This window comes from Micromonospora sp. LOL_021 (genome assembly GCF_048060215.1).
Classification (GTDB): Bacteria; Actinomycetota; Actinomycetes; order Mycobacteriales; family Micromonosporaceae; genus Micromonospora_E.
On sequence record NZ_JBHMIN010000156.1, the window covers coordinates 1 to 445 of the forward strand.

Consider the following 445-nt stretch of genomic DNA (forward strand, 5'->3'; position numbering starts at 1 on the left):
GTGTCGTACGCCCCGGCCAACGCCGCGACAGCCGCCCCGACATCCACACCCACAGTCATGACAAGTCCACACAGACGTTGGTCAACTCGGAGTAGAAGTCCAACGAGTGCACGCCACCCTCCCGGCCCACCCCCGACGCCTTCACCCCACCGAACGGGGTACGCAGATCCCGCAGGAACCAGGTGTTCACCCAGACGATGCCGGCGTCCAACCGCGCACCCGCCCGGTGCGCCCGCCCCACATCACGGGTCCACACCGTCGCCGCCAACCCGTAGTCGGAGTCATTCGCCAACGCGAACGCCTCCTCCTCCGAATCGAACGGCGCGACGTGGCAGACCGGACCGAACACCTCCTCCCGCAACAACCGCGCCGACTGCCCCAACCCCGTCAACACCGTCGGCTCCACATACGCGCCGCCGTCGCGGGCGTCACCGAACGACGGCAC

Annotated in this window: 1 protein-coding gene; it reads right to left on the minus strand. The window is 68.5% G+C overall.

Annotated features, from left to right (window positions below; all coding sequences use genetic code 11):
• Positions 1-55: 55 nt before the first annotated feature.
• Positions 56-445: aldehyde dehydrogenase family protein (locus ACFHWT_RS31470; protein WP_416598346.1), on the minus strand; the 390-nt coding region annotated here is incomplete at its 5' end.